Origin of the sequence: Succinatimonas hippei YIT 12066, assembly GCF_000188195.1 — a bacterium.
Classification (GTDB): domain Bacteria; phylum Pseudomonadota; class Gammaproteobacteria; order Enterobacterales; family Succinivibrionaceae; genus Succinatimonas; species Succinatimonas hippei.
On sequence record NZ_GL831060.1, the window covers coordinates 24,400 to 33,245 of the forward strand.

At 42.6% G+C, this 8,846-nt stretch carries 9 protein-coding genes; 5 read left to right on the plus strand and 4 right to left on the minus strand.

All coding sequences use genetic code 11. The annotated features are described in order from the left end of the window. The first annotated feature begins 40 nt into the window (after nucleotides 1-40). From HMPREF9444_RS08885 to trpS, 5 genes are all read left to right on the plus strand, one after another. Entirely contained in the window at nucleotides 41-532 is a 492-nt protein-coding gene (locus HMPREF9444_RS08885; protein WP_009144090.1) for a TRAP transporter small permease, read from the plus strand. Then, complete coding sequence (locus HMPREF9444_RS08890; RefSeq protein WP_009144091.1) at nucleotides 533-1,798, plus strand: TRAP transporter large permease; 1,266 nt, start codon at nucleotides 533-535, stop codon at nucleotides 1,796-1,798. It abuts the gene before it with no gap. 12 nt (nucleotides 1,799-1,810) lie between these two features. Next, nucleotides 1,811-2,611: a 5-deoxy-glucuronate isomerase gene (locus tag HMPREF9444_RS08895; RefSeq protein WP_009144092.1), complete on the plus strand. Its 801-nt coding sequence runs from the start codon at nucleotides 1,811-1,813 to the stop codon at nucleotides 2,609-2,611. A gap of 26 nt (nucleotides 2,612-2,637) precedes the next feature. After that, entirely contained in the window at nucleotides 2,638-3,393 is a 756-nt protein-coding gene (locus HMPREF9444_RS08900) for an SDR family NAD(P)-dependent oxidoreductase (RefSeq protein ID WP_009144093.1), read from the plus strand. Between the two features lie 311 nt (nucleotides 3,394-3,704). After that, complete coding sequence (gene trpS / locus HMPREF9444_RS08905; protein ID WP_009144095.1) at nucleotides 3,705-4,775, plus strand: tryptophan--tRNA ligase; 1,071 nt, start codon at nucleotides 3,705-3,707, stop codon at nucleotides 4,773-4,775. 75 nt (nucleotides 4,776-4,850) lie between these two features. On the opposite strand, the gene dapB is transcribed toward trpS, so the two are convergent. The 4 genes from dapB to HMPREF9444_RS08925 are packed head-to-tail and all read right to left on the minus strand — an operon-like array spanning nucleotide 4,851 to nucleotide 8,699. Further along, nucleotides 4,851-5,627, minus strand: coding sequence for a 4-hydroxy-tetrahydrodipicolinate reductase (gene dapB, locus HMPREF9444_RS08910; RefSeq protein ID WP_009144096.1), 777 nt, complete (start codon nucleotides 5,625-5,627; stop codon nucleotides 4,851-4,853). Beyond that, on the minus strand, nucleotides 5,628-6,080 hold the full coding sequence (locus HMPREF9444_RS08915) for a GNAT family N-acetyltransferase (protein ID WP_009144097.1): 453 nt from the start codon (nucleotides 6,078-6,080) through the stop codon (nucleotides 5,628-5,630). It abuts the gene before it with no gap. Further along, the gene (gene recN, locus HMPREF9444_RS08920) at nucleotides 6,073-7,743 is read right to left on the minus strand and encodes a DNA repair protein RecN (protein ID WP_009144098.1); all 1,671 of its coding nucleotides are present in this window, start codon (nucleotides 7,741-7,743) and stop codon (nucleotides 6,073-6,075) included. Before recN ends, HMPREF9444_RS08915 begins: the two co-directional genes overlap by 8 nt. Before the next feature lie 41 nt (nucleotides 7,744-7,784). Further along, nucleotides 7,785-8,699, minus strand: coding sequence for an NAD(+)/NADH kinase (locus HMPREF9444_RS08925; protein WP_009144099.1), 915 nt, complete (start codon nucleotides 8,697-8,699; stop codon nucleotides 7,785-7,787). Nucleotides 8,700-8,846 lie beyond the last annotated feature (147 nt).

Below are 8,846 nucleotides of genomic sequence, written 5' to 3' on the forward strand. Positions count from 1 at the left end.
AGGGCACCTAGGCGCCCTCATTTTAAATGGAAAGAAAATAATGGAATCTTTAGGAAAAACTCTGAATAAATGCGAGAACGGCATTATTGCATTATGTTTTATCGTAATGTCGCTCGCAGCTTTTGCTCAGGTTGTAAACCGTAACTTAATCGGTGCCAGTATTTCCTGGTTCGACGAACTTGCCCGCTACTGCATGGTTTACATGACTTTGCTTGCTACTGAAGCCGGTCTGCGTGACGGTTCTCAGATTTCCGTCAGTGCTGTCATTGACAAATGCTCTCCAGCTGCACGCCGCATTCTTCAATTAATTGTAAAACTAATCGTAATTGGCTTCTCAATTATGATTTTTGTAACCTCTTTAACCATCGTCCAGACTCAAATTAATTCAGGACAGGTTTCTGCCGGATTGGGCATCCCGATGGTAATTCCTTACCTTGCCTTACCAATTTCTTTCGGTGCCATTGTTGTAGTGCAGATTCTATCTCTGATAACTATGCTTAAAACTCCTATTCCTACTAAAGAGAGCAAATAAATGACTGGTTTAATTCTCTTCGGCAGCTTCATCATAATGCTTATTATAAGCGTACCTATTGCTTTGGCATTAGGTGTAGCAACTGCCATTACCCTCTTCTACATCGACATGCCGGTTGTCGTAGTCGCACAGCGTATTTTTACTGCTATCGACTCTTCATCAATTATGGCAATTCCGTTCTTCGTTTTAGCTGGTAACTTAATGACCGAAGGCGGTATCTCAAGACGTATCGTTGAACTTGCAAACTCAATCGTCGGCGGCGTAAGAGGCGGTCTTTTCTATGTAATGGTTATCTCATGCGCCTTCTTTGCCGCATTGTCAGGTTCCGCTCCTGCAACCGTTATCGCTATTGGTGCCATGCTTTATCCTGAAATGGTAAAACGCGGCTATCCTGAAAAACGCTCAGCAGGTTTATTAGCTGTAGCCGGCGGCTTAGGTCCGATTATTCCTCCGTCAATCATCATGGTTGTTTACGGTACCATTACTTCAAGCTCCATCGGTGACCTCTTCAAGGGCGGTATCGTCGCAGGCATCATGATCATGGTTGTCCTGTTCGTTATCTGCGCTTTCTTATCAAAGAAAGAGAACTGGCCTAAATCAGACAAACGCTTAAGCCTTGGCGAATTTACCAAAGCTTTGTGGTCCGCAGGTCTTGCAGTAATGCTTCCGGTCATCGTGTTAGGCGGTATTTACTCAGGTATCTTGACCCCGACCGAATCTGCAGCCGTTGCCGTTATTTACTCCTTTATCGTAGGCGTGCTCATTTACCGTGAGTTGCCGTGGAGCAATCTCATGAACGTAATCATTGCTTCAGGCAAAGGCTCAGCAATGGTTCTTTTCATTATTGCAACCTCAACCGCATTCTCATGGCTCTTCACCTATGCAGGCATTTCACAGCAACTTATCGACTTCATCAACTCAATGCATTTAAGCGCTTGGGCCTACTGCCTCATCGTTGCTTTCATTCTGTTGATTTTCGGCACTTTCCTTGAGGGTATTGCTACCTGCGTATTGCTCGTACCTTTACTTTGGCCGGTTGCCGAAAGCCTTGGAATCAATGTCATTCACTTTGGTCTTATCGTTTCCATCTCCAACGTTATCGGAACCATGACCCCTCCTGTTGCCGTTAACTTGTTTGCAGCCTCTTCTGTAACTCACATGAAGATGGGTGATATCGCTAAGGGTGAAATTCCGTTCTTCATCGGATTTAACTTCGTATTCTTCTTAATCGTGCTCGTACCTTGGTTCAGCACCGCTTTAATTTAATAGGAATGAATTATGTTAGATAAAGAGACTCGCGACAGACTTCATGACTGGAAATTCCAGTCCCCGGATACTAACGGTTTCCATGAAGTAATCGTTGCCGGAAAAGCTGACTGCAAAGCCATCAATATGTTCCGCTTGAATTTAACTCCGGGTCAGAGCTATACCGTTGGCTCCGACACCTTGGAGATTCATCCGGTAATCATTGAAGGTAAAGCAACTGTGACCGAAGCACCATTTCAGGATTTAAATTTAAAACGCTTCGATTCCTTCTATCTTCCGGCTAAATGCAGTGCTAAGATTACTGCTGTTGACAACTGCATCATTTACATTGCTGGTGCTCCGTTTGACGGCATCGGTGAGCCGAGCTTCCGTATTTACGATCCCGATCTTCCTATCGGCAAGATCCACCAGATCCACGGTGAGGGCTTAGGCCGCCGTGAAGTAAGCTTCACTCTTGACCCTGATACCAAAGCTTCACGTCTTATCTGCGGTATTACTTGGGGTGCTGTAGGTGCTTACACTTCATGGCCTCCTCACCAGCATGATAAAGATCTTGAAGAAGCTTATTGCTACTTCGATATGCCGGCTCCAAAGTGCGGTTTCCACATCAGCTACCTGCACTCAGGCGGTCTTGAAGATGCTGTTGTACATCCGGTAACTTCAGGATCTATGGTTATCGCTCCGCGCGGTTATCATCCGACCTGCGCAAGCCCTTCATGCCGCAACGCATACTTATGGTGCCTTGCCGCATTCAGACCTGAAAGCCGTCGTTACGACTTAGCCGTACTCGATCCGGCTTATGAAATGTATTAATAGTGCATACTTAAGGAGAATTTAAGATGATTTTACAGGGCAAGACAGCTCTTATCTCTGGCGGCAGCCGCGGTATCGGCCGTGCTATTTCCGAGCTCTTTTATAAAGAAGGTGCAACACTTTATATCATGGCTCGCAATGCCGAGAAGTTAGCACAGGCAGCCAAGGAAATCGATGTTAACAACGAAGGCCGCGTTCACGCAATTCCTTGCGATGTCGGTTCCAAGACCTCTGTTGATGAAGCTTTTGCTCGCATTAAAGCTGACGGCGCCTGCATTGATATTTTGGTAAACTGCGCCGGCGTCAACCTCCGCGGACCGCTTGAAACCATGCCGATTGAGACTTGGGACAAGGTTATCGCTATCAACCTTACCGGTACTTTCCTCCTCACTCAGAACTGCTTTGAGATGATGAAGAAAAAAGGCGGCGGCAAGATTGTTAACGTTGCTTCCTTGATGTCTGAAATTGCTCGTCCGACCATTTCTCCGTATGTAGCATCAAAAGGCGGCGTCAAGATGTTCACCAAGGCTATCGCTATTGAGTGGGCTAAGCACAATATTCAGGCCAACGCCGTTATCCCGGGCTACATTTCAACTGAAATGAACACTCCGCTTATCGAAGACGAGAAGTTCAATTCCTTCATTTGCAACCGTACTCCGGCCGGCCGTTGGGGCAAGCCTGAAGAAGTTGCAGGTGCAGTATTGTTCCTCGCATCTCCGGCTGCTGACTTTATCACCGGTCAGCTTATTGCTGTTGACGGCGGTATTCTTTCTTCCTTATAAGAAAGAATTTACTATAAAGCCGCATGAACTTGCGGCTTTTAATGAAAGACCCTTAATTATTTTTGATTAAGGGTTTTATTTTATATGTCTCTTAACAAAATTATTTCCCTGTCTAAATCTCAAAACGCAAAACAACGATTATTTTTAAGCGATATCCTTTAACATACAAAAAGCTTGCTATATCTGTGATATAGTAATGCCCAGCAAAAAAAAGCTCGTTTAATTTAACCCTATTCTTTTTATCTGCCGTCAATAAAAAACGGCCTTAGGATATCCGAGCAAAATTAAAAAATATTAAATAGAAGAGACTTATGAGCAAAATAATTTTAACCGGAGACCGCCCTACAGGACGTCTCCACGTCGGTCATTATGTAGGATCCCTTAAAGAGCGCGTTGCTTTACAGAACTCCGGTAATTACGATAAAGTTTTTATCATGATTGCTGACGCCCAGGCATTAACCGACAACGCTGAACACCCTGAAAAAGTTCGTCAAAACATTATGCAGGTCGCTCTTGACTATCTGTCCTGCGGCATCGATCCGAACAAATCATGTATTTTTATCCAATCCATGGTAAGAGAGCTTGCTGAACTTGCTTTCTACTACATGAATCTCGTTACCGTCGCACGTGTCCAACGCAATCCGACCGTAAAGAATGAGATTAAACAGAAAAATTTTGAAGCAAGCATTCCTTTAGGATTTTTCAGTTATCCGGTAAGCCAAGCTGCAGATATCACCGCATTTCGCGCCACGACAGTTCCTGTCGGCGAAGATCAAGAGCCTATGATCGAGCAATGCCGTGAAATCGTAAGAAAGTTCAATGAAATATACGGTGAAACCTTAGTCGAGCCTGAAATCGTATTGCCAAGCAATAAAGCATGTCTGCGTTTACCAGGCATTGACGGTAAGGCAAAAATGAGTAAATCTCTTGGCAACTGCATTTACTTATCCGATGAGCCTGACGTAATTAAGAAGAAAATTATGTCAATGTTTACCGATCCGACCCATATCAAGAAAGACGATCCGGGTCATACAGAAGGTAATCCGGTGTTTATCTATCTTGATGCTTTCTGTAAAGATGAGTACTTTGCCGAATTCCTGCCTGAATATAATTGCCTTGAAGAACTAAAAGAGCATTATCGCAGAGGCGGACTTGGTGATATGACGGTTAAGAAATTCTTGAACAATGTTATTCAGACCGAGCTGCGCCCTATTCTTGAAAAAAGAAAAATGTGGGAACAAAAGCTTCCTGATGTTTACGATATCTTGCAAACCGGCACTAAAGTTGCCCAAGACGCTGCTGCAGACACCATGCGTGACGTCCGCCGTGCCATGAAGATTGATTATTTTGATAACGACAATCTTTTAAAGCTTAACGCTTAATACCCGCCAAAATAAAAAGCTCTCTTGTTTCCATATAAGAGAGCTTTTCAACTAAAAATACGAAATTAAAGACGTTTAGTCTTTTTGCAAAGATAAAACATCATTCATAGTATAAAGTCCGGGTTTTCTACCCTCAAGCCAAGCTGCAGCACGCAAAGCTCCGCGGGCAAAAGTTGCACGGCTTGAAGCCACGTGATTTAATTCAACTCTTTCACCGTCACAGCAGAACATAACGTTATGCATACCAACAATATCACCGCCGCGAATAGACGAGAATCCGATAGTTCCGTACTGTCTCTCACCGGTTACGCCGTTGCGTCCTGCCACCATGACATCATTTAAGTTGACATTGCGTCCTGCAGCTGCCGCTTCACCCATGGCAAGCGCAGTTCCTGACGGAGCATCAACCTTATAACGATGGTGTGCTTCAACTATTTCAATATCGGCATCCTGCATAATTTCTGCGGTCTTTTTTATTAAAGACAACAAAATATTAATTCCGACTGAGAAATTAGCCGCAAAAACTACGGGAATAAGTCTTGAAGCTTCTTTGATTTTGGCTTTTTGGGTTTCACTAAATCCGGTAGTTCCGAGAACATAGCTTATATGATGCTCTTTGGCAAAATTCAACACTTCTAAAGAGCAATCAGGACGAGTGAAATCAACAAACACGTCAGGAACGGTCTTAAGATCGTTTACATTCTCAACTACTTCAACATTGCATCCTACCGGAACACCGTCAGTGTTGCGATCAATACCGCATACGACTTTAAGGCTATCCATGCCAAGACAGCAATCCCAAAGGACATGCCCCATTCTTCCGCTAATTCCGACAATACCGACCTTAAGCATTTAAACCAGCTCCTTTTTTAATTCTATAAGATGTGTAAATTTTACTTTAGTTTCAACAAACTGTAATCTCTTATAAAACTCTTGTGCCCTAAAATTGTGCTTTTGTACCTCAACAACCAGAGAATTTCCGCCGTTTGCTACAACTACCTGTTCTGCTTTTGCCACTAAAAGTTTTCCGTATCCCATGCGAAAAAACTGCGGATCAATGTACAAAGCCGTAATAATTCCCTTTTTGAGCGGCAGCTGCATTCCCATCATTCCTTTTGCCGCACCGTTTTCTTTTAACAAATAAGCTTTATGGCTTTTAAACAAAAATCTGTTGCCCCAAAGAGAAATAAGCTCCTCAATACTCGGCGCATAGCCGTCAGAGCGACTTTCGTGAACGATGGAAGCTGACTCAATTCTTGCCATGTCAACTAAATCGTTGTCAGTAACATCAACAATTTCAATCACGGCTAAACTGTCCTAATAACTCTCGGGCACTTTTTCTTGTGGCTTCAGTAATGACATTACCGCCAATCATGCGAGATATTTCTTCAACGCGACCTGCATGATCCAGCGTTTTAATTTCGGAAACCACACCGTCATCACGATTAAACTTACTGACCAAAAGCTGACTATGCGCACTTGCGGCAACTTGCGGCAAATGTGTAACAGCTATAACCTGCACGGCATTGCCAAGCTCATGCAACAACTTGCCGACTGCTGCTGCAGTTCTTCCAGAAATACCGCTGTCAACTTCATCAAAAATAAGAGTCGGGGTTGAATTTTTGCCTGATGACAAAACTTCAATTGCAAGAGCAAGACGGGACAATTCACCGCCCGAGGCCACAGTTTTTAACTCTTTAGGTTCTTGTCCTAAATTTGCCGAAAACAAGAATCTAGCGCTGTCGCGTCCGTTAAGCTGCGGCTTTATTTCAATATTTTTTTCAATCTCGATTTTAAATACGGCATCAGGCATTGCCAGACTCTTAATCCTTTCACTGACCTCTTTCTCCATTTTAAGAGCAGCCTTTACCCGTACCTCACTTAATTCATCGGAAAGCCTTTCATACTCATCACGTGCTTCTTTAACTTTTAAAGTCAACAGATTGATTTTTTCTTTAAGCGACAAAAACTCTTCAATACTGTTTTCAAGTTCTTCCCTAACTTTATAAAGCTCTTGAGGCAAAACACCAAAACGTCTTGCCAAATCATGAATTGAAGACATTTTTTCTTCTAAATCGATGGTCGATATTTCATCGTATCCGCTTAAAATATCAGAAGCTCGCTCCTTTGCGTCATCAAGATATGACGCAGCATTTTCCAATGCTTCATTTATTTCTTTTAATTTAGGCTCAAGAGAAATAAGTTTTAAAAGCTCATCATTTACAGAGTTAAGCTTACCTAAAACGGCGGTTTCATCACCTGATATAAAATTATAGACAGTGCCCAAAACTCCTTTTAATTTGCTTAAATGCATCTGTTTATCAAAATCAAGTTCCAGTTTTTCATAATCGCCTGCATTTAAGTCAAGTTTTTTTAGCAAATCCAAATCATAGCGCCTGCTTTTATACTCAAGTGCGCCTTGTCTTTGTTTTTGCGCTAATTCATTAAGTTCACTGCGCAATTTAGCGTATTTATAAAAAGCACTGTTAACCGACTTCAAAAGTTCAGCATCTTTTGCGTAAACATCTACAAGCGACAACTGTACATCTTCATCCATCAGTTTCACGCTTTCATGCTGTCCATGAATTGACACCAAATCACCGGCAAGACTTTTAACATTGGCAAGCACACTCGGTCTGTCATTGATGTAAGCCTTAGATCTGCCGTCTCTTGCTATAACTCTGCGTAAAACAACCGTGTTCTCCCCATTTTCAAGATCTAAAGCATTAACTTTCTCTAAAGCCTTCGGACAATCTTTTAAAGAAAATGTCGCACTAACCTCAAGTCTGTCCTTTCCGTTCCTTATCATTGAACTGCTGCTTTTTCCGCCTAACGCTAAGCTTAACGCATCGATAATTAAAGACTTACCAGCGCCGGTTTCTCCCGTTACCGCAATCATTCCGCGTTCAAAATCAATTTCAAGACTTGAGCTTAAAGCTAAATTCTTTACCCACAGTTGTTCTAACATTAAAAAGCATGCCCTTATTAAACATTAAATTAAGTTGTTTCCTAAATAAGACTTTGTCCCCAGCCTAACTTCTGACGCAAAATACTGTAATAATCGTATCCTTCAGGATGAATTAAAATAAGCGGGGTCTTATGCTGTCTTATAAGTACCGAACATTTGGTATCAGCTCTTACCGTCACCTGACCGTCACAGTTGATATTAACCCATTCGACGCAATCGTCCTTGCAAGCAAAATCAATTCGCACCGTAGATTTGCCGGGAATAATGATAGGCGAACAGTTAAGCGACTGCGGAAACATCGGAACCAAGGACAGAACGTCAAGATGAGGCTCCACGATAGGACCGCCTGCTGACAATGAATAAGCAGTTGATCCTGTAGGAGTATTGACGATTATGCCGTCACCGCGCAGCGTATACATGTAAGTTCCGTCAATCGTCACTTTAAAAACCATCATATGCGCCATCATGCCCGAATGAATAACTGTCTCATTAGTAGCAAGAGACTGTCCGATAAGTTCACCGGCGCCGTCTTCATCTTGACGAAATACGCGCATATCAAGGATCATGCGCTCTTCTTTCGTATAGCGTCCCCGCACAATTTTATTCAACGCTTCTTCAAGATCTGCAGGGCTTACATCAGTAAGTAAGCCTAAATGACCGCGATTTACTCCAAGAACCGGAACTTGAAGATCAACAAGAGTACGCGCAGCTCCTAAAACGGATCCGTCACCGCCTACCACAATAATCAAATCTTTTTCTTTTATAGCTTTACGCGATAAGCATGGTATATCAGGAATATTGAATCCTACCGAGGTATTTTGATCAAGATATGCCTCAACACCTAATTTTTTTAATAAGGAGGCAATTTCATATATGGCTCCGGATACCTGTCTTTTATAAACTTTTGACACAATTACCGCTGACTTTATCGGTTTGCCAACTAAATTCTCGGCCACGATTTTCTCCTAAAGTTTTTTAAGATTATACAAAAGACTTCAGCAAATGCGCCATGCCATGCACCTTTTTATCCAAATGAGCACCATAGCAATGATCTTAAGGATCAAGAAAACATCGTTAAACAGTTAAATATCCTGTTGGTTTTA